General features: G+C 35.5%; 23 protein-coding genes. 2 read left to right on the top strand and 21 right to left on the bottom strand.

Translation table 11 applies throughout. The annotated features are described in order from the left end of the window. Positions 1 to 14 precede the first annotated feature (14 nt). The 6 genes from CBM15_RS06705 to CBM15_RS06680 all read right to left on the bottom strand — a co-directional run bounded on the left by CBM15_RS06705 (position 15) and on the right by CBM15_RS06680 (position 4,156). Positions 15 to 1,052 (bottom strand): LCP family protein, encoded by a 1,038-nt coding sequence (locus tag CBM15_RS06705; protein ID WP_087616474.1) that lies wholly within the window; start codon positions 1,050 to 1,052, stop codon positions 15 to 17. Next, entirely contained in the window at positions 1,042 to 1,569 is a 528-nt protein-coding gene (locus CBM15_RS06700) for a sigma-70 family RNA polymerase sigma factor (protein WP_087616472.1), read from the bottom strand. Before CBM15_RS06700 ends, CBM15_RS06705 begins: the two co-directional genes overlap by 11 nt. A 188-nt stretch (positions 1,570 to 1,757) precedes the next feature. Beyond that, positions 1,758 to 2,447 (bottom strand): polysaccharide deacetylase family protein, encoded by a 690-nt coding sequence (locus tag CBM15_RS06695; protein ID WP_087616470.1) that lies wholly within the window; start codon positions 2,445 to 2,447, stop codon positions 1,758 to 1,760. 77 nt (positions 2,448 to 2,524) lie between these two features. Then, positions 2,525 to 2,932, bottom strand: a complete 408-nt coding sequence (locus CBM15_RS06690; protein ID WP_239835819.1) for a DUF4181 domain-containing protein — start codon at positions 2,930 to 2,932, stop codon at positions 2,525 to 2,527. Positions 2,933 to 3,015: 83 nt separating this feature from the next. After that, complete coding sequence (locus CBM15_RS06685; RefSeq protein ID WP_087616466.1) at positions 3,016 to 3,570, bottom strand: GNAT family N-acetyltransferase; 555 nt, start codon at positions 3,568 to 3,570, stop codon at positions 3,016 to 3,018. A gap of 46 nt (positions 3,571 to 3,616) precedes the next feature. Beyond that, the gene (locus CBM15_RS06680) at positions 3,617 to 4,156 is read right to left on the bottom strand and encodes a P-loop nucleotide/nucleoside kinase family protein (protein WP_087616464.1); all 540 of its coding nucleotides are present in this window, start codon (positions 4,154 to 4,156) and stop codon (positions 3,617 to 3,619) included. A 101-nt stretch (positions 4,157 to 4,257) separates the two neighbouring features. Here CBM15_RS06680 and CBM15_RS06675 point away from each other — a divergent pair, with 101 nt between their 5' ends. Both CBM15_RS06675 and CBM15_RS06670 read left to right on the top strand, forming a co-directional pair. Next, the gene (locus tag CBM15_RS06675; RefSeq protein ID WP_087616462.1) at positions 4,258 to 4,728 is read left to right on the top strand and encodes a DinB family protein; all 471 of its coding nucleotides are present in this window, start codon (positions 4,258 to 4,260) and stop codon (positions 4,726 to 4,728) included. A gap of 135 nt (positions 4,729 to 4,863) precedes the next feature. Beyond that, positions 4,864 to 5,145 carry a YesK family protein gene (locus CBM15_RS06670; protein WP_087616460.1) on the top strand — a complete coding sequence of 94 codons (282 nt, stop codon included), beginning with the start codon at positions 4,864 to 4,866 and terminating at the stop codon, positions 5,143 to 5,145. 119 nt (positions 5,146 to 5,264) lie between these two features. On the opposite strand, the gene CBM15_RS06665 is transcribed toward CBM15_RS06670, so the two are convergent. The 15 genes from CBM15_RS06665 to CBM15_RS19610 form a co-directional block, all read right to left on the bottom strand. Further along, on the bottom strand, positions 5,265 to 6,098 hold the full coding sequence (locus CBM15_RS06665; RefSeq protein WP_087616458.1) for a nucleotidyltransferase domain-containing protein: 834 nt from the start codon (positions 6,096 to 6,098) through the stop codon (positions 5,265 to 5,267). Between the two features lie 87 nt (positions 6,099 to 6,185). Beyond that, positions 6,186 to 6,386 (bottom strand): phosphate starvation-inducible protein PhoH, encoded by a 201-nt coding sequence (locus CBM15_RS06660; RefSeq protein WP_087616456.1) that lies wholly within the window; start codon positions 6,384 to 6,386, stop codon positions 6,186 to 6,188. A 56-nt stretch (positions 6,387 to 6,442) separates the two neighbouring features. After that, complete coding sequence (locus CBM15_RS06655; protein ID WP_087616454.1) at positions 6,443 to 6,901, bottom strand: hypothetical protein; 459 nt, start codon at positions 6,899 to 6,901, stop codon at positions 6,443 to 6,445. 23 nt (positions 6,902 to 6,924) lie between these two features. Next, complete coding sequence (locus tag CBM15_RS06650) at positions 6,925 to 7,290, bottom strand: hypothetical protein (protein WP_087616452.1); 366 nt, start codon at positions 7,288 to 7,290, stop codon at positions 6,925 to 6,927. Positions 7,291 to 7,547: 257 nt separating this feature from the next. Continuing rightward, entirely contained in the window at positions 7,548 to 9,347 is a 1,800-nt protein-coding gene (locus CBM15_RS06645) for a S9 family peptidase (RefSeq protein ID WP_087616450.1), read from the bottom strand. A gap of 316 nt (positions 9,348 to 9,663) precedes the next feature. Next, positions 9,664 to 10,281 carry a TetR/AcrR family transcriptional regulator gene (locus CBM15_RS06640; protein WP_087616448.1) on the bottom strand — a complete coding sequence of 206 codons (618 nt, stop codon included), beginning with the start codon at positions 10,279 to 10,281 and terminating at the stop codon, positions 9,664 to 9,666. A gap of 41 nt (positions 10,282 to 10,322) precedes the next feature. Continuing rightward, complete coding sequence (locus tag CBM15_RS06635; RefSeq protein WP_087616446.1) at positions 10,323 to 11,492, bottom strand: thiolase family protein; 1,170 nt, start codon at positions 11,490 to 11,492, stop codon at positions 10,323 to 10,325. Between the two features lie 78 nt (positions 11,493 to 11,570). Further along, positions 11,571 to 11,969 carry a MaoC/PaaZ C-terminal domain-containing protein gene (locus CBM15_RS06630; RefSeq protein WP_087616444.1) on the bottom strand — a complete coding sequence of 133 codons (399 nt, stop codon included), beginning with the start codon at positions 11,967 to 11,969 and terminating at the stop codon, positions 11,571 to 11,573. After that, on the bottom strand, positions 11,966 to 12,415 hold the full coding sequence (locus CBM15_RS06625) for a MaoC family dehydratase N-terminal domain-containing protein (RefSeq protein WP_087616442.1): 450 nt from the start codon (positions 12,413 to 12,415) through the stop codon (positions 11,966 to 11,968). Before CBM15_RS06625 ends, CBM15_RS06630 begins: the two co-directional genes overlap by 4 nt. A gap of 17 nt (positions 12,416 to 12,432) precedes the next feature. After that, a complete protein-coding gene (locus tag CBM15_RS06620) occupies positions 12,433 to 13,197 on the bottom strand; it encodes a beta-ketoacyl-ACP reductase (RefSeq protein ID WP_087616440.1) in 765 nt (254 codons plus the stop codon). A 100-nt stretch (positions 13,198 to 13,297) separates the two neighbouring features. Further along, positions 13,298 to 14,263: an MBL fold metallo-hydrolase gene (locus CBM15_RS06615; protein ID WP_239534679.1), complete on the bottom strand. Its 966-nt coding sequence runs from the start codon at positions 14,261 to 14,263 to the stop codon at positions 13,298 to 13,300. A gap of 101 nt (positions 14,264 to 14,364) precedes the next feature. Next, positions 14,365 to 15,984, bottom strand: a complete 1,620-nt coding sequence (locus CBM15_RS06610) for an ABC transporter substrate-binding protein (RefSeq protein ID WP_087616436.1) — start codon at positions 15,982 to 15,984, stop codon at positions 14,365 to 14,367. Positions 15,985 to 16,021: 37 nt separating this feature from the next. After that, entirely contained in the window at positions 16,022 to 16,861 is an 840-nt protein-coding gene (locus CBM15_RS06605) for an ABC transporter permease (protein ID WP_087616435.1), read from the bottom strand. Positions 16,862 to 16,971: 110 nt separating this feature from the next. Continuing rightward, a complete protein-coding gene (locus tag CBM15_RS06600; RefSeq protein WP_087616433.1) occupies positions 16,972 to 17,919 on the bottom strand; it encodes an ABC transporter permease in 948 nt (315 codons plus the stop codon). After that, the gene (locus tag CBM15_RS19610) at positions 17,916 to 19,955 is read right to left on the bottom strand and encodes an ABC transporter ATP-binding protein (protein ID WP_087616431.1); all 2,040 of its coding nucleotides are present in this window, start codon (positions 19,953 to 19,955) and stop codon (positions 17,916 to 17,918) included. The genes CBM15_RS06600 and CBM15_RS19610 overlap by 4 nt, the downstream gene beginning before the upstream one ends. Positions 19,956 to 19,981: the final 26 nt, after the last annotated feature.

The raw sequence follows: 19,981 nt of genomic DNA, 5'->3' as shown, positions 1-19,981 counted from the left end.
AGTAACCCCTTATATTATTTAAATGTGGTTAACTGGTGTGAAACGGCATTTAAAAAATCCTTTTCAAACCGGTAAATATGTTTGCCTTCGGATTTGCTTATTGTAATTGCATCATCTATCATTCCACCACTTAAAGATAACGATGTTACTGATTTAAATTCAATTTGATTATCTAGTAATTGATCAATAGAAATGTTAGTTTCTATTTGAGCAAACCGTTCTTTTATTTGTATTGGTGAAATTTCATTTTCCGTTTTATCCATTACAGCATCGATAAGCGTTAAAAGAGTACCCTCATCCAATTTATTTGACTCTGTAGCAGCTATCATCAGTGCTACGACCTCTTCTCCATTTAAATGATTTACTCCCTTTTTAAATTCCAAAGCCACTTGTGTTATCCCTCTTACTGTAATATCATCCTGCAAATCATACTCAATACCATTCATGGTTTCAATGAGTGTTGAAAAAGTGTCGAGATCGATCACCGCAAAATAATCAATTGGTAAATCAAATAATTTTGATACAGTTGTTCGTACATTCTCAGCGCCTCCAAAATTATATGCAAATAACAATTTATCATTTATTAAAGTCCCATCCGAGTTTTCTCCTATGGGTGCATATGTATCATAAGGGAGCGATACAACCTTCATCTTTTTTTTATCTCTACTGTACGATAGTAATAAATTGAGATAGATTCGATTATCCATTTCTTTAGACTTAATCGTAATTAGAGTGGTTAACACTTTTGCATCTTCTATTCCTTTAGTACTTGGAACAGTTGTATTGGGTTCTGTATTAAGATCGCTGCTGTTAGTGTTTTCATTGACATCTCCCTGAAGCATCGATGGTAGAAACAAAAATAAACAAAGACCTGCCACTAAAAAAGAAACTGTAAACGGAATACTTTTGTTAGGAGAACTAAAAGATTTCTTTTGTCTGTAATTATCCGTCTGTGATTTGTGGATTTGTTCGAATACTTTATTACGGTCCTCTTTTGTGAAATTTAACTCTTGATCCGTCATATATTTTTCTCTGAATCGATTATCTTCCATTAAGTTCTGCCTCCTTGATCATCGGACCTAACCTTTGTTTTGCTCTTCTTAATCGAGTTTTCACTGTATTTACAGAAACCCCTAAAACTTCGGCAATTTCCTCTGTGCTTAATGAATCATAATAATACAGATAAACAACTTCTCGATATATTTTTGAAAGTGCAAAAATGATGTCTTTTATTTCTTCCTCCTTATATTTATCGATAACTGTTTTTTCTATTGATGGTAATACAGCCTTAGTTGTTTCATTAATAAAACTTTTCACCTGGACCATTTTGTAATGCCAGCTTTTTAAATAATCCTTGCATTCATTAATTGTTATCCGGTAAAGCCATGTTTTGATTTGTGCTTCAAATCGGAACGAATCCAGATTGTTGTAGCATTTAATAAACGTATTTTGAACAAGGTCTTTCGCGATTTCTTTATCTTTCACATAGGAAAATGCAAGCCGGACCAGTTCATTCCCATATTCAATCATAATTTTTTCTAATAAATAATCCTTTTCTTCACTATCCAATATACTGCCCTCCTTACAATTCAATTTCAATTCTGCTATTAGACGATTGTCATTTCAATACAGGTTCAAATTCCATAATATATATAATTATAAAAAACTTGAAAAACCCGTATCTAAGATTATGGACTAATCAAAGATACAGGCCTGAAGTATTTAATATTTTTATTTCCCACTGTAACAATTAAAAATCATCGTTCTTGAAGTTCATTCACTGTTACAAATTGATACCCTTCGCTCGTAAGTTCCTTTAAAATCTCTTCAACTACTTGTATTGTCCCACCGGTTTGATCATACATTGGATGAAGCAAAATAATTGAGCCCGGTTTAATGTTTTCCAGTACATAATCTACTTTATCATCAACGCTTGTGTAATACGTTTCCGGTTCTAAAGAACACATAATAGTCTCCCTGTTGTGCTGATTTAAATAATACGGTAACCCGACAAATTTTTTCCCGTATGGTGGGCGAAAGTCGATTTCTCCCTTATACCCAATCTTTCTAATCAGCTCGTCTGTTTTTTCTATTTCCTCTTTAATAAAAGAAGGCGATTTTAAAACCATTCTTTTATGTGAATAAGTGTGATTTCCAATTTGATGCTCTGCTTCTACTATTTTTTTAGCTTCTTCAGGATGTTTTTCAATTTCATTTCCGATAAGGAAAAACGTAGCTTTAGCCTTGTATTCATCCAATAAAGGCAAAAGCTGATCCACATTCTTGGTCGGACCGTCATCAAATGTTAAAGCAATAACCTTGTCTTTTGTTTCCGCTTGGTAGGTCAACCCTCCAAAAAATTGAAACGTTCTTAATTTCGTAACTTTGAACATCCCTGCAAATAAAAGAGCCATTAATATAACTGCAATTATTAATTTCTTTTTCATCTTCGGTTCCTTTCTTTAATAACCTTTAAGCAAAACTACTCTAGTAATATACGCTACTTTAGTAAAACAAGCACTTACTACCATGCCAATAAGCCAAAAAAGTCTGTCGAAAACACTGCGAGTAAAAACACCGAGATGACCACTAATTGTACAGCCGTAAAAATGTAATCATTTTTGTTTTTTGCATATCTCTTCTCCATAACAATTCTCACTAGTTCAGTTGCAATAATAAAACCGAACATAAGAATATGCGTTTGCAAAAACCAAATATGCTTTGAAGGATCGCGGTTGACATTAATGAAAAAACCGAATAACACAAAGACAATAAAAGTAATTCTGATGGCCCAATCTATTTTTTTATGTTGTTCATTTACATGGTTATAAGAGAAGAACTCTTTCTTTTCAACGTTAAGTCGTTTTCTTAAAAACTTATTAATAAAAAATAGTACAAGTCCAAAAATTGACGATATTAAAATTAAATTCACAAAAAAATTCTCTATGATTCATCACCTCCTATTTTTCTTTCCGCCCGCAGTTGCATTATATTGAAGTGATGTAGTTTTATCCCTTACTTCGAATTTATATAGTAAATAAGATGATCTATCCACACTTCAAATTCGTAAATAAATCCTTTTCTTATACATTCAAATTGCAGGCCAACACTTTCTGCTAACTTAATGGAAGGAAAGTTATCCAGGTTTATGTGTGCTTCGATCCGATGATAATTCAGTTTATCAAAAGCTAGTGTAATCGCAGCTTTTACAGCTTCCTTTCCATATCCTTGTAACCAAAATTGGTTGTGGATGGTGTAACCAAATCTTGCCCATTGAAATTCATCCCTCATTATTGTGGAAAAATCAATTGAACCGATATTTGCAAGATCTACTTTTCGGAAAACCCCAAACACATATACTTTATCTTCGGAAGCAAGCCTTTGATGACGATCTACCAAATCTACAAACCAATCCTTTGTACAAATGCTCATATCGATTTTACCTTCATCGTATTGATGCTGTGAAGGCAATCTATTTTCAAATGCGGATAACCATGATGTGTAATCTACTTCTTCAAGCGGTCTTATTACTAGTCTATCCGTTTCTATGGAGACATTAAATTTCCTCAAAAAAACACCTCAACTTCTCAATCTTCATTTACATTCTTATAAGTTTCTAATTTAATTTATATTTTGGATTATTTATTATTTCACTTATCGCATATGAAATTTCATCAAGCGAATTATTGCTTGTATCAAAAATGTGTTTTTCATTTAATCCTGATTCTATGAACTCATCTACTAATATCACACATCGTTCACCCATTCTGTCGCTTGGTAACCTCATATTATCCCTAGTCAATAAAGTCTTCTTATCAGTCCATAAAACTACGTAAATTACTTCCACATTTAAACTTTTAAGATTGTCGCTAATCCATTCTGCTTCTTTAGGGAAGGTTACATAGTCCACGATGACGTCATTGCCATACTTAATAAAATTCTTTGTGAGACTTAATATATTATCCCAAATCAGCGACACTTCTTCCGAGCTTTCCCACGGCTTTTTTCTCCCGTTAATGTGCATATGGCTAATATAATCACCAGAAATATAGGCACTGTTCTTAAATGTTTTAGTCAGTTCTTTTGAAGTTGTAGATTTTCCTACCCCTGCCGGTCCTGAAATGATGTAGACCTTATGTGCTGCTTTTTTACTCATTCGTTCAACTCCTTAAAATTAGAAGTAATACTCAATAATGTTTCCCAATAAATCCATTTAAGTTATAATTTTCTTACTATTCTACTAGAATGAGGTGCAAAATGTTATCTTTATTTAAATACAATTGGCAAGTACGTGAAGATTGGTTCACTTGGTGTGAATCATTACCTGAAGGAGAATTTCATAAAGAGCGGGTTGGTGGTATGAAAAGTTTACGGGAAACACTGACACATATAATAGACTGTGAACTGCTGTGGTTAAATTCATTTATGGATGAAAAAATAGTTTTTGAAAAGCGGCATTCTCTTACTTTATTGAGTGAGATAAAAGACTACTCTACCTTTGTTCAAACGTATACTGAATCCTTAATTGAGCAACTTCCATCAGATTATGAAAATCAAATTATAGAAATACAGCGACGTGACGGCACCATTTTAGAATTTACGCAAAAAAAGATCCTCGCTCATATGATAACGCATGAGATTCATCACATTGGCCAGCTATCGGTTTGGGCAAGAGAAATGCAGCGAAAGCCGGTTTCTTCGGATTTAATCATAAGGAATTTCGAATAATCCATATTCTCCGGCAAGCATTTCCCTGTTATTCTTAAAGAAATGGAAAATTTACGTTAAAATATTTAGGGAATATTCTTTTTGGTGTGTTAACAATCAGTTCAGGTTGTGGAAAACATAACAGGGGGTAATTAAGTGGATGTTTTGATGTTGGACGGATGGACTCCTATATTATTGTGCGGAATTTTATTTGTATTTATGATGTTTTTTATTGCACGTAAGGTTTCAAGAAATGTTTTACTTTTAACCTCTGCTATATTGAGTCTAATTTGCTTCGGTTTATTACTTTTCAGCATAATTGTTGTTGGTGGTTGGGAAGGTATGGGTTTAGGCTTCTTTGCCATTACTATTTTTATAGGAGTTTGGTTAGGTACGGTTTTTGGGCTTGTTTTTAGGAATTCAAATTCAGGGCATTAATTGAAGAAGCATATTAAACGCTCAGATACTTTGTTTTATTTAAAAACTGAGCGTTTTTGCTTATTTTATACATCTCTTATTACACCATAGATATAATTGTCTCTTCTTCAACCTTGATTTTACATTACCATATTTAAAATTTCTGTTACCCACTCTGAATTCTCATCGATCCCGTATTGCTCACATAATTTCTTATGAATTGGAATGAATTCCGGAATGATACTTTTCATTACATTTAAAATATCATCTTGTTCCCTGCTACACTGCCACTGAATTAACAGTGATAATTGACGTTCATTGAGCTTACTTCTATCCCCTTCTAATTTTGCCCAATCGCCAAATGTATTTGGTTGTATTCCTGCTTCCATATACCAACCAGTTATCATGGATAATCTTAAATTATCTATATTGTGAAGCGCATAATAGATTTCATTTCTCATCATTCTTCGGTAAGCTTCATGAAGATAAGCGAAAAATTTTGTTCTCCAATGCTCAATTTCATGAACAGATGGCCTATACTTTAAAGCCGCTGATTTGGTTAATACATCTTGGATTAATCTTGTTGGGTCATGGACAATTTTTAATTTCTGAAGCCAGATAGAAGGCTTAATATCCACCGATTTATAATAAAAGCTGTCTACTTTTATAAATGTCCTGTAATGTGCCGTACTGTAATTTGCCCAATTGAAATCTTCAAAAAATAGAACCTTTCCCCAGTTATTGGCCCGTTGCTTTTTGTTCAACCTGTATTCCTCATACACTTCATCTTTTACAACAATCCGGAGATCGATGTCAGAATATAAATCCGTTTCCCCACTCCCGATAGACCCTCCGTAAAAAATGGCCAAAACATTTTCATCACGGATTAAATCGAGTTCGATTGCTTCCATTATTTCCTGACGATGCTTTGGTAGACAAAAATCTCGTTCTTTATTTTTAGTTACTAATCCCACACATTCTAAACAGCTCCTTCGTTTTTACGTCCTATTATTTAGATTCTTAAATGGGATTCAATAGTCCTCTTTTTATAATGTAGTTTTTCACAGCAATCGAGGAATTAGCCACCATACAACTAGAAAAATACTCAATACTCCCCACGCTGCGGTTCCTATTATCCACCCAATGATTACTCGAGTAGCTGAACTATCATGAATCTTATCTTTTAAACTTCTCATTTTAAAAGCACACACTAAAAATCCGATGATGATTAGTCCAATAGCTAGCCCGGATAATGCATCCATTATTCCACCCCCATTCTCCCTTTTCAAAGAAGTTTATATGAAGACACCATGCTTATTTAAACTTTTCTGATATCTACTTTTTTAAAACTCATAATTTGAATGAAGGCAATAACATACAATGGTGTCATTAACAAAGAGAAAGTCTCATAATTTAAGTTTAATAAATAGTTTATTCCAAATAGCGGTGTAGTATATATCAAATAAAACGGATACTGAATGGACGCTATGATATCTAAAATGGTGTAATTTATCATAGTGCTTTCTAATTTTTTAGTGCTATAGACAATTAAGCCCGAGATAGAACCAAATAGGAATAATATCTTTAATCCGCTCTTAGATTTGCTACTATAAGAGACTTCTTTAATTAATATTAGTAAAGCGATCAGAAATAATGCTGTAGCAAACAAATTAAAAATATTCATCGTTGAATCTGGATGCTTAAATGATGGGATTAAATTTGCTGAAAAAGCAATGACATATGAAAACACAAGAAAAATAAACAATTTTAACCTCATTTTATCCTCCTAAAGTAAAAAAACTACCGAACAAACTCCTTTTCCATGAAAAATCTACGTGAAAATAATCTAACAAATAACTGTCCTATTAAGAATACAACTGAACAAAATATTACTGCCATATCTCTGCCAACAGGTTTAAACCAACCACCATCATCTGCTATAAAATAAGATGCCAAAAAAACAGACAACACTGTTGATACGATATTTGCTAACAAAACATGTCGGAATTTTACACTCCCAGCTAAAACACCTGCAACTAGTACGAACAGTATAGACCCCTGGAGGAGAAATTTTGCTTCTTCATGTTTAATGTGTTGTCCATATTCATAATAGTGAAATAAGAATGCGGTAGGTACTAAAGAAATAATTAACCAAAAATTTCTCATAAAATCCCCCTAATAAACAAAACCCTTTTTGTGTAATTTTACACTTAACGTGTCATTTGTCAACATTAATTACTTTCCCCTCATACTATATAAAGCTTTTACTATTAATATAAATGGGTTAAGGAGTGCTAAATATATGGGAAGCAAATTAATTTTTTCTTTCTTTTCATTGTAAAAAAAGCGACAATCACGTATTGCATAATGATTGTCGCTGAATGTAATTTGTGTAGAATCATTAATTATAATTGATGTTTTCGTTATGATTTTACTTTAGATTCAACAAATTGGCTGAAGAATGAAAGGATTTTTTGGTAAACCGCAATTTCATTTTCTTTTTTAGAGAATCCATGACCCTCATCTTCAAGAAGCATATATTCGACTTCACGGTCTTTATCTTTTAACGCCTGTACAATTTGATCCGATTCTTCCTTTACAACTCGTGGATCATTTGCTCCTTGAATAACGAGCATTGGTTTTGTCATCGTCTCTAAATACGTAATCGGAGAATATTCGATAAACTTTTCTTTGTCTCTTTCAGGATTTCCTACCCACTGATCCATCATCGGTTTCCAGTCTTCCGGAACCGAATCGACAAATGAAAACAAATCAGACGGCCCAAAGATATCGACTACAGCTTTGAAATAATCCGCATGTCGTCCGTGAAGCAACAATGCCATATAGCCACCATAGCTTCCACCCATCAATAATATATTCCCCTTTTCTGCATAACCGTTGTCAATAAGCCAATCGAGACCTGCGACATTATCAAGACGCGGACCGTACCCCCAATCTCCGTCCACCATTTTCATGAAAGCTAATCCATAACCCGTTGACCCACGGAAATTTGGTGCAAATATACTATAGCCATTATTTAAAAAGAATTGGAATGAAGCTCTAAAGAATTTTCGCTCTGCAGCTTGCGGACCACCGTGTGGCCAAAGGATGATTTCCCCATTATCATTTTCGTTATTAGCTTTGAAGAATAAAGATTCAATCTCCAGCCCATCAAAAGAAGCATACGAAATGACATCCGGCTCCACTAATTCGCTATGGTCGACACCCGGAACTGTATATTGTGTAAGAGAAGTCCATTCATTATCTGTAAATCGGTAAATATTATCCGGTTTAGTAGCAGTTCCGCCTAACATATATAAATTTCCTGACTTTGTCACAACTAACTTATCGATAGTACTACATGGCGTTTGTATTTTCTCCCATTCATCTGAGCCCAAATCATACATGTATACAGTATCTTCTACACCCTTTTCACTAACTATATATAGGTGCTGCTTGTGCTGGTCATATTTCAGGGTAGTGAAGCTTTCATTCTCTATATCTTTCACTTTAGTAAATTCATTTGTCTCTAAATTATACGAGGCCAAGTATGTAAAATCTGCGTCGTAGTTCGTTAAAAAATAAATGAGATCATTTGTTGCGAAACAAGCGTCACTAACTGTGTGCTGACAATCGGTAGACGGTGTTAACAAAGTATTTTCGTTCCCCCGTTTTGCATACAACAGCGAATGCGTATTTGAATACCCCATCATATAAAGCAGGGTTTCTTCATTCGGGCTTAAACCAATAGATAATGTAGGAGTAGTTTTTCCTTCTAAAATCAATTCTTCCGCCCCTGTCTCCAGGTCATGTTTATACGTATTCAAAAAAGAGGGATTTCCTTTTGATGAAGTGTAATAAAGCTTTTTCCCGTCTTCGGAAAGAATCATTCCCGTATTGCGCGTTCCTTCTTCATTAATAATCGGTTTTAATGTACCCCCATGAAGAGGCAAACCATAAAATTGTGTATTTTCATTGCCATCGTCATCAAAACCTGCCATGATGAATCGTCCTTGTTTATCATATAGAAGCCCATGACAGCTCTGATTATTGAATGTCAGCTGTGTAGGGAATGTACTTGGCAGATTCATTGCCCATAAATTATACTTTCCGCTTAAATTTGTACTGAAAACAAGTTGATTTTCATCCGGACTCACCGCAAAATCTCTAATTGAAAATGTCCTTAAAAACTGCTCTGCCCCTGGTTTAGGAAATGATACCATATTGAATACTCCTCCTTAATGTTTAAATTGTAAAAAATGTATTATTACTAAATTACCATAAATATACTTTTAATTGAAATAAAATAATTGAATATACGAAAAATTGTATACAATTACTAAACCATTCGTAAAATAGTATTACAAATTAACTCAAATTAACTGAATTCACATATATTCATTTATAGATTATAAAAAACAAAAAAAGAGTAATACAGAACACCACCTGTTTACTCTTTTGCTCATATAAATCTTTACAAAGGTATATTTGAAACCTTCATACGCACATATACCATTATTTTTATTCATAACTCTCCATTTAAGCTGTAAAATGATTTTCTATAATTTTTTCATTAATGAGTGCAGTTTTTTCCTCTTTTTTTATTCCATTTAATATTATATCCATGTAGGTATTCACTAACTCTTCTTCTGACACTTCCCCATCCGGATCATACCAATTATACGAACGGTTAACCATGCCTAGAATTCCAAAAATGACAATATCACATCTAAGGTCATCCCTGAATTCCCCTTTTTCTATTCCTTCACCTAAGAGTTTTTGGAGTTTAATCCGAAACTCTTTACGATAATCATTGATTAACTTTAATTGATTATCATCGAGATGCCGAAACTCACGATTAAATACTCTTGCACTCTTCCCATGTATTTTAATATTTTTTATAATTAAAGAGATTAAATTATTCAATTTTTCTTTATTACTAAGATATTCATCATTAAATATTACTTCTTGTTCGGCTAATAACTCTTTAATATAATTTAAGTGAATATCCATTAATAATTCTTGTTTACTTTTAAAGTAATAATAAAAGGTACCCTTTGTCACACCGATTGTATCAATAATATCTTGAATGGAAGTTTTGCTGAATCCCTTTTTATCAAAGAGGTCTATACTTTCTTTTAGAATTCTTCCGCGCATTTAATTTACTCCTCAAGTCATTATTTTTTTACAATTTTAGTTCACTCCCTTTCGATTACTAAAGAGATTCCTTGGCCTCCACCGATACAAGCTGTAATGAGGGCAAATTTCCCAGCCGATCGTTTCAATTCATATACAGCTTTTGTTATTAAAATTGCGCCTGTTGCACCTAATGGATGCCCCTGTGCAATTGCTCCGCCATTAACATTTAGTTTTTCCGGATCGATTCCCAATTCCCGGTCACAGGCGATTACCTGTGCAGCAAACGCCTCGTTCAATTCGATAATGTCCATATCGGATAAAGAAAGATTCAACTTCTCTAATAATTTTTTCGTTGCCGGTACGGGACCAATTCCCATGATATTAGGGTCTACTCCTGCAACGGTTGATCCTTTAATCGTGGCTAATGGTTGAATTCCTAATTCTTCAGCCTTCTCTCGAGACATAATGACCATTGCTGATGCCGCATCATTAAGTCCGGAACTACTGCCTGCTGTGACAGTTCCATCTCTTTGGAAAGCCGGAGATAGCTTTGCTAATGCAGCTAACGTTGTATTCGGACGTGGATGCTCATCTTTGTTAAAAAGAATCGGCTCACCTTTACGAACAGGGATACTAATTGGAACTATTTGTTCATCAAAACGACCTTCATTAATTGCAGTTGCCATTCTTAGTTGACTTCTTAAGGAATACTCATCTTGTTCCTTTCTTGTAATATCATATTTTTTTGCAAGGTTTTCTGCAGTAGTTCCCATGCCCGGGTTACCGATTTCTTCAGGAGCAAGTAACGTTTTACGATACCTTGGCGGGATTGAACTGTATGCTTGTTCTGGACGCTCATATTGATATGGTGCACGGCTCATGCTTTCAATCCCCCCGGCAACATATATATCACCTGCCCCAGATTGTATCGCTTGGGCAGCTAATGCAGCTGCATTAATACCTGAACCACATTGCCTGTCTATTGTTAACCCCGGTATGTTGACAGATAAACCGCCCTGTAAAGCTGTCAATCTAGCAATATTGCCGCCACCACTTAAAACATTTCCTAAAATTACATCATCTATCATTTCAGGATTAAGATTCACTCTCTTGATTGCTTCTTTAATAACTTCCCCTCCATACAGATGAGCAGGAAGACTTGCTAATGCCCCACCTTGTTTTCCAATCGCCGTACGAACAGCTGATACAATGACAGCATCTCTTTTCATATATGGTCTCCTCATTATCAGTTTATATTTAAAGGATTTGCCCCTATCCTATTTGAAATCGAGACAAACCCTTTTTAATTAATAACGTTCAAATATTAATTTTCCCTTAACCACAGCTTTTTGATGCTGGTTTATAGCTTTCACATCAAAGATTAGTGATTGATCCACTTTGTCAACTAATTCGGCCTTTAAAGTAAGAACATCATTTAAAAACACCATTCCTGAAAATCGAATATTATAATCTTTTATATAGCCCTCTTCATAATAAGCCGTAAACAGCTTGGAAAGATTGCCCATCGTCCACATACCATGAGCAATAATTCCTGGTAGACCAGCTTTTTTAGCTTCTTCATCAATTGTATGAATCGGATTAAAATCACCGGAAGAACCTGAGTACTTGATTAAATCCATTCTCGATACAGGTTCTAGTATCGTTTCAAGAGATTCACCTTTTCTTATATCTGCTAAAACTGTCATACGTTTAAGGACCTCCTTACCGTTTCCGTGATGATTGTGATCGACTCTTCAGTGAAAATTAATCTTCCATCTCTGTCTTCACCATACCGTGTCATCTTCAGGAGGCCCATTTTTCCGGTGCTGCCTTCTTTTTCATAGTAATCTTCTATTTTCGAGTAGCAATAGACTTCCTCTCCAACCAAAAGAGGTCGTTCATAATGATAAATTTGTTCACCATGTATTAATCCTTTTAACGGTAATTTGAGTCCATCGATATAGCCGGATCTTAGCACCCTTGGAAATGTAGGGGGAGCAATATTTGTACCATATCGTGATTGTTTACCAATCTCTTCATCAGTATAGATTGGATGATTATCTCCAATGGATTCAGCAAATCTTCTTACAAGCTCTCTTTCAATTACATTTCTCACTTTATTAGAAGTTAGTCCAATATACTCTGTATACAAAACTTCATCCCTCCTCTTTAATTTGTCGGCCCGCCAGCTACATAGAGTACTTGCCCGTTTACAAATGAGGAATTTTCATCGGCAAAGAAAGCAACTGCATTTGCGATATCTCTAGGCTTTCCAACTCTGCCAACAGGTATTTTACTGGCACCTGCCTTCAGGAAATCTTCAAAAGGTACGCCGATTCGCTCTGCAGTAGATTTTGTCATATCTGTCTCAATGAAACCAGGTGCAACTGCATTTGTAGTAATGCCAAATTTCCCGAATTCTCTCGCCAGTGTTTTTGTCAGACCTTGCAACCCGGCTTTAACCGTTGAATAATTTGCTTGGCCGGGGTTCCCTAATGCTGAAGTTGAAGAAATATTAATAATTCTTCCATACTTCTGCTGAACCATGTATTTTTGTGCTGCACGCGTTGTATTAAAGGCACCTTTTAAGTGAACATCGATTACCTGATCCCAGTCATTATCTGTCATTTTAAATAGTAAGTTATCACGGATAATGCCTGCATTGTTAACCAAAATATCAATTGATCCATATTCCTTCATAACCTGTTCCATCGCGGCATCAACTTCATGTGAATTCACAACATTTGCCTGTAGGGCTAAAATGTCGAATCCTTTTTCTTTAAATTCAGACTGTACATTTTGTAATGCTTCCGTATCAATATCAATTATGGCTATTTTTGCTCCTTCTTCAGTAAAAGTTTCTGCAATGCTTTTCCCTATACCGCGACTACCGCCAGTTATAAATGCAACTCTATTTTCAAATCTTCCAGTCAAATAAATTCCTCCTGCCTTATCTACTAAAATTTTGTGTCTTAACATTTTATTAGTAGTTTTAAAGAATTATTCAGTCAAACGAAACATTATGCTTTTTCCACTAATTATTTACTAATCGGTACTTAAATACTCCATTTTGTTTTTCTGAAATGACAATATTCCGTTCTTCTAATAAATCCAGTACACTTATAATTTCAAACAAAAATGTAATTACAGCTTTCTCATACCTTCCCCGGTACATGTCTTGTATAATTTCAAATCCGGTTGCAGCACCATTTGCTTTTTTTAATGTATTGATCACTCGACTTACACGATGTTCTATATTGCTTATATGTCCGTCAATTGCTTCATCTAAATCGGAAATAATGGGGCCATGTCCTGAAAAAGTAAAGTTAGCAGAAAGTTTTCTGCACTTTTCTAAATTCTTTAGATATTGGATTAAGGGTTTTGCACGCGTATTTCCGGGTTTAGGTGCATCCATCCACATCCCTCCATGGACCCCTTTGATAATGTGATCTCCACAAATGAACAGCTGCTCATCCGCGGAATAAAAAGAAATATGATCCTGTGAATGACCTAACGTTTCTATTACTTGAAATGAAGGTAAACCCGGTACAATATCTCCCTCCTCTAGTACCTCATCAACAGATGCAGTTTGGAAGTAATCCCGGTGTCCCTTTCGAAACGCTGACTTGATAGCCATATCTTCTGTTAAACCAAATTCAATGAATAAGTTGTGAAAAAATTCAGAGCTCCATTCTATATAGCTTTCATCTTTTAAAATCATTTCAGTATCTTTATGAGCAAAAATCTTAATAGTAGGATTCTTCTCTAAAATCCAGTCGACAAGACCTGTATGATCATTATGGTGATGTGTTAATACAATTTGTTCAAGATCGGTTAATTCAACACCTAGACGATGCAGGCCATTATTGAGATCAACCCAACCCTGTTTATTTTTTAGGCCGGCATCAATAAGGGTTAACTTTTCTCCAAACACAACATATGAATTTACTGGACCAATCGGGAAGTTGGTTGTTAACTCTATTTTTTCTATCCTTTGCAAAGTACTCAATCCTTTTTTTGTCGGAATTTTTCTCACATACCTTCCATGTGACGATAAATTTTTACACAATTAGTATCCAACACTCTATAATGATGAATTTTTTATTTATCGTACCAAACATCTTTTAAATATCCGTATCCGTATGAAGCATGTGGATATGAATCTCTTACATAAGGCTGTATCGGAGTCTTCGTATAATAAGTTGTGATTGGAATCGGATTGACTACATTTTCTAAAACATAACGTTGAATTTCATAGATATATTCTTTTCTTTTTTCTACATCCAGTATTGTTCTCTGCTCATCAAGCAATTTGTCTAATTCCGGGTCACTGATGTTATACCAGTTTCTGGAACCATTCGTGTGTAATTGCGTACGAAGCCATTCATCAGGCTCCTGGAAATAAGTTTGGTAGCCTACACCCATGTCATAATCGACATTCGGCCATTTTTCCGAGAAGTATGCAGCATATTCAACCACCTCTATTTCGACATTAATGCCCACGTTTCTTAAATCTTCCGCAACCCATTGTGCGACACGCACAAGTTGTTCTCCGTAGCCATTCGTTACCATCATGGTCGTATCAAAACCATTTGGATACCCAGCCTCTGCCAGTAGCTTTTTTGCCTCTTCTGGGTTATATGATAATAATTTTTCTCGCTCTTCTAAAGGTAAGGCCCAATCACCTAATGAAGGATTGACTGGTCCACTCGTTTCACCGCCGCCGTAGATAGCCTTAACCATTGATTTTCGGTCAACAGCCATACTAATGGCTTTCCGTACCCGTAAATCCGTAAAAGGTTCTCTTTCCATATTCATATACAACTGTTCCTGCGTAGCAAACAGGGCTTCAAAAATTTTGATATTTGGATTTGTTTTTTGTAATTGTGTTATTTCTTCAGGGGATAGCCCACCTATAGAATCTGCCTGACCTGTACGAAATGCTGCTATCCGAGATCCCTGTTCCGGTACGACTTTATAAATAATTTCATCTAAATACGGTTTGCCTTCTTCATAATAATTCGGATTTTTTTTGTAAGTAGCCTGCACATTATCTTCCCATTTTTCTAATACAAATGGACCTGTTCCAATGGCGTCAGTTGCTAAATCAACTTTCCCATCAATCGCTTCCTTAGGTAAAATCCACATGAAATGGTTTGCCATGAAATTTAAAAACGGAGCAAATGGCTGTTTTAATGTAAAGACTACTGTTTGATCATCTTGCGCCACGATACTTTCTACTACAGATAATAATGCTGCTTGATGACCAGGCAAATTGATGATTCTTTCCATTGTCGATACAACGTCCTCTGCCGTTAACTGTCTGCCATTTACCGGCTCTACATCATGCCAATATGCCTCTCGAAGATGGAACGTATAGGTCTTTGCATCATCAGATACTTCCCAACGCTCTGCAAGATCCGGCACAACATTATAATCTGTATAAGCAGCATCCGGTCCTGTTTCATAAGTAACTAGCTTGTTATAAACTAATCCTGCAAGCATATGTGTATAAATTGATGACTGACGATGAGGATCGAGCATATCAGGATCTGCAGGTGTAAGAATGGTATAGGTTCCACCACTTTTCGGTGCAGTAGTTCCTCCATCCTTATCGTCTGGCCCTTCATCTGATGATTCGTCACCGGAGCAAGCACTAATTACTAGTACTAATAATCCTAAAACGAACACATAGATTATGGATTTCAGTTTTTTATCCATAAGTATTTCCTCCTAAGGGAAAATTGTTATTAACTGCCTAAGACATTTTGGGATCAAGGAAATCCCGAAGTGCATCCCCAAATAAGTTAAATGCCAAAACTAGTATACATAAGGCTAAACCAGGGAAAAGCACAAGCCATGGTGCACTTTCCATGTATCTACTCGCATCACTCAACATTAACCCCCAGGATGGATTCGGTGGTGGAGTTCCTATTCCAAGAAAACTAAGTGATGCTTCAGCAATAATTGTTTGACCAAAAGCAAGACTTGCCATGACAATGATTGGTGCCATCATATTTGGCAATCCATGTCTCATAATGATTCGAAATGAACCTGCACCGACCGAACGGGATGCTTCAACATAATTAGATTCACGGATTCTCATCATTTCCCCTCGAACAATCCTAGCAAAACGAGGTATCTCGATAATCACCAATGCTATAATTACATTATGGATGGCAGGTCCCAACAAAGCTGCAATAAACAAAGCAAGAATTAAAGCTGGAATTGACATAATTGCATCCATTATTCTTTGAAATACTAAATCGATTACCCCACCAAAATATCCAGAAATCATTCCAATTAATGTTCCTAATACGATTGAAATAACGACTGTTACAATTCCAACAAGTAACGATATTTGTGAACCAAAAATTAGACGACTAAACACATCACGTCCTAAATCATCAGTGCCCATCACATGTTGTGAGTTTGGTGCTGCCAAAAATGCTGTACGATCTTGACTAATTGGGTCAAACGGTGCAATGAAGGGTGCAAATACAGCGACGGCGAAAACTAAAAGAATAATTAAAAGAGATATAAAGCCGATTTTTTGCGTATGAATAAAGCGTTTACAATCCTCTTTAAATTTTTTCAAGTGTATGTTCCTGCTCGCCTTTATACTCTCTTTTGGCAACTCAGAGTCTATTTGTATTTGAGACAAATGAATCACTTCCTTTTCTTGAAACAAGAATATTGAGGCATTTTTTATTTAGTTCTAATTCGTGGATCTACCCAACCGTACATCACATCCACCATCAAATTTACTAATAAAAACATCGCTCCAAAGACCAGTACGGTTGACTGAACAACTGGATAATCTCTCACTAATACAGTTTCAAAAATCAAACTGCCTAGTCCTGGGAGTGCAAAAATTGATTCAAGTACTACAGTTCCTCCAAGCAGATATCCAATTTGTAAACCAATTAATGTAATAACTGAAATCAACGAGTTTCTAAGGGCATGTTTGAATATTACAACCGCTTCTTTCGCACCTTTTGCCCGTACCGTTCTGATAAACTCCGAATGCAGTACTTCAAGGACAGCAGATCTTGTCATACGAACAATACTGGCACTTAGTGTAATTGCTAGACAAATTGCGGGTAAGAACATTTGCTGTAGATTAACAATAGGATTTTCTGCGAATGATTGATAACCAAGTGGTGGAATCCAATTGAAAGACAGTGATAATACAGTTAATAAGATTAGTCCCAGCCAGAAGCTTGGAATAGATAATCCTCCAATTGAAATTACTTTTAAAAAATGATCTATAAATGTATTTTGTTTAACAGCGGAAATAACTCCTATCGGAATACCGATAATGATGGCTAAAATAATTGCCATTAGTGCTAGTTGTATAGTTACGGGAAGTCTGTCTAATATAATCTGGGATACTTCCTTACCTGACCAAAGAGAACTACCTAAATCTCCTTGAAGCGCATTTTTACCCCAATCTATTAGTTGACCGAAAACACTTTTATCTAGACCCATTTCAGCTTTCAATGCAGCCATTTGTTCAGGAGTTGCACCAGAGTTAGCCAACTGAAGGGTCACAACGTCACCAGGTACCGCTCTCATAATGATAAAAATGAAGGTTGTCATAATTAATAGTACGAATATCCCAAAAATTAAGCGCCTAACAATATAGTCAATCATATGTGTGACACCTCCTTATAAAAATGACAGGCAACAGTATGACCTTCTGTAATTTCCATTAGTTCAGGTTTTTCTTTTTTACAAAGATCCATTGCAAAAGGACATCTCGTATGAAATTTACAGCCACTTGGAGGGTTTGATGGACTTGGTACTTCACCACTTAGGATAATTCGGTCTGGTTGAATATTAGGATTAGGAATTGGCACAGCGGAAATAAGTGCCTTTGAATATGGATGGAGCGGTTCTGTAAATAAAGTTTGTGAATCGGTTACTTCTACTATTTCTCCTAAATACATGACAGCTATTCTATCTGAAATATATTTGACTACCGTTAAATCATGAGAGATAAATAAATAAGATAACCCTAGTTTCAACTGAAGATCTTTTAATAAATTTAAAATTTGGGCTTGAACAGAAACATCTAATGCGGACACTGCCTCATCACAAATCAGAAGCTCTGGTTCAGTAGCCAAAGCTCTTGCTATACCAATTCTTTGCCTTTGACCTCCTGAAAATTGATGAGGAAATTTATGCATATCGTTTTTAGATAGCCCTACGATTTCAAGCAGCTCTCCTACCCGTTGACGCTTTAAACTTCCTTTTGCTAGATTGTGCACTTCTAATGGTTCACCAATAATATCGAGAATGGTCATCCTCGGATTTAGAGAACTATAGGGATCTTGAAAAACAAATTGAACCCGCTTCCTTAAAACTTTTTTCTCTTTTCTATTAATATTTGATAATTGTTTTCCATCAAAACTTACTTCCCCATTCGTTGAGTCAATAAGACCTGTTATTAATCTTCCAACAGTTGATTTACCACAGCCGGATTCACCTACAAGACCAAGAACTTCGCCTTTGTGAATATTCAGTGTTACCCCATCCACTGCCTTAACGTGTCCGATTGTTCTTGACAGTATTCCTTTTGTGATAGGAAAGTATTTTTTTAAGTCTGTTACTTCCAATAAATTCTTTTTACTGATTAAATGTTGATTGAGCTCAAAGACAGGCTCATTTTCTTCTGTTAAAATTGGTCCCTCCCAATTTCCTGTCAGGTTGGGATCTGCAATCCAACATTTGCTTTCTCGACCATTTGCTAATTCAAAAAGTGGTGGTTCCTCACTTCTGCACTTATCAGTAGCAAAAGGACATCTTGGATGAAAACGGCAACCAGCTGGAATTTCTATTAAACTTGGAACATTTCCCTTTATCGTGAGCAGTTTACGTTCTTTACTTGTATCAATTTTTGGAATACTTTTCATTAATGCTTCTGTATACGGGTGTTGAGGTTTATTAAACAAATCCTTCACATTCGACTGTTCTACAACCTGCCCCGCATAGACAACAACTACTTTATCCGCCATTTCCGCTACAACACCTAAATCATGTGTAACAAGGATAATCGCTGTTCCAAACTGGGTTTGCAAATCTTTCAGTAATTGCAGAATCTGTGCCTGGACAGTCACATCAAGAGCTGTTGTAGGTTCATCTGCAATAATTAAACTAGGTCTGCATGCAAGAGCTATGGCAATCATTACTCTTTGTCTTTGACCACCCGATAATTGATGCGGGTAGGCATTAATACGGCTCTCAGGGTCCGGAAGTCCAACTAACCTTAATAATTCTAGTGCACGTTCCTGCAATTCATTTTTACTAAGTGTTTCGTGAATTTTAATCGTTTCGGTAATCTGATCACCGATTGTGTATACAGGGTCTAAGCATGTCATCGGATCCTGAAAAATCATGGCAATTTCATTTCCTCGAATTTTTCGGATTTCATCATTACTAATATCTTTTAAATTTAAATTATTAAACAGGATTTTCCCGGAAGTGACTTCTCCATTACTGTCCAACAAACGTAAAATCGAAAGTGCTGATACGCTTTTACCAGAGCCTGATTCACCTACAATCGCTACTGTTTCACCTTTAGAAATACTAAATGAAATACCATCAACAGCTTCTAGGTTACCTTTTCTGGTCTTAAAAACCGTCTTCATTTCCTCTACTTGGAGTAGTGTGTCATTTTTTCCAGTCATTCGAATGCCTCCTTTCAAGTATATTA

The sequence above is a fragment of the Solibacillus kalamii genome, from assembly GCF_002174535.1.
GTDB classification, from domain to species: domain Bacteria; phylum Bacillota; class Bacilli; order Bacillales_A; family Planococcaceae; genus Solibacillus; species Solibacillus silvestris.
The sequence above is the reverse complement of the archived record's forward strand: the minus strand, read 5'-3'. Positions and strand labels throughout refer to the sequence as shown.

Coding starts and splice junctions, on each gene's coding strand:
- CBM15_RS06705 (WP_087616474.1), bottom strand. CDS start 1,052: ATGGAAGATAATCGATTCAGAGAAAAATATATGACGGATCAAGAGTTA.
- CBM15_RS06695 (WP_087616470.1), bottom strand. CDS start 2,447: ATGAAAAAGAAATTAATAATTGCAGTTATATTAATGGCTCTTTTATTT.
- CBM15_RS06680 (WP_087616464.1), bottom strand. CDS start 4,156: ATGAGTAAAAAAGCAGCACATAAGGTCTACATCATTTCAGGACCGGCA.
- CBM15_RS06675 (WP_087616462.1), top strand. CDS start 4,258: ATGTTATCTTTATTTAAATACAATTGGCAAGTACGTGAAGATTGGTTC.
- CBM15_RS06660 (WP_087616456.1), bottom strand. CDS start 6,386: ATGGATGCATTATCCGGGCTAGCTATTGGACTAATCATCATCGGATTT.
- CBM15_RS06655 (WP_087616454.1), bottom strand. CDS start 6,901: ATGAGGTTAAAATTGTTTATTTTTCTTGTGTTTTCATATGTCATTGCT.
- CBM15_RS06650 (WP_087616452.1), bottom strand. CDS start 7,290: ATGAGAAATTTTTGGTTAATTATTTCTTTAGTACCTACCGCATTCTTA.
- CBM15_RS06645 (WP_087616450.1), bottom strand. CDS start 9,347: ATGGTATCATTTCCTAAACCAGGGGCAGAGCAGTTTTTAAGGACATTT.
- CBM15_RS06640 (WP_087616448.1), bottom strand. CDS start 10,281: ATGCGCGGAAGAATTCTAAAAGAAAGTATAGACCTCTTTGATAAAAAG.
- CBM15_RS06635 (WP_087616446.1), bottom strand. CDS start 11,492: ATGAAAAGAGATGCTGTCATTGTATCAGCTGTTCGTACGGCGATTGGA.
- CBM15_RS06630 (WP_087616444.1), bottom strand. CDS start 11,969: ATGACAGTTTTAGCAGATATAAGAAAAGGTGAATCTCTTGAAACGATA.
- CBM15_RS06610 (WP_087616436.1), bottom strand. CDS start 15,984: ATGGATAAAAAACTGAAATCCATAATCTATGTGTTCGTTTTAGGATTA.
- CBM15_RS06600 (WP_087616433.1), bottom strand. CDS start 17,919: ATGATTGACTATATTGTTAGGCGCTTAATTTTTGGGATATTCGTACTA.
- CBM15_RS19610 (WP_087616431.1), bottom strand. CDS start 19,955: ATGACTGGAAAAAATGACACACTACTCCAAGTAGAGGAAATGAAGACG.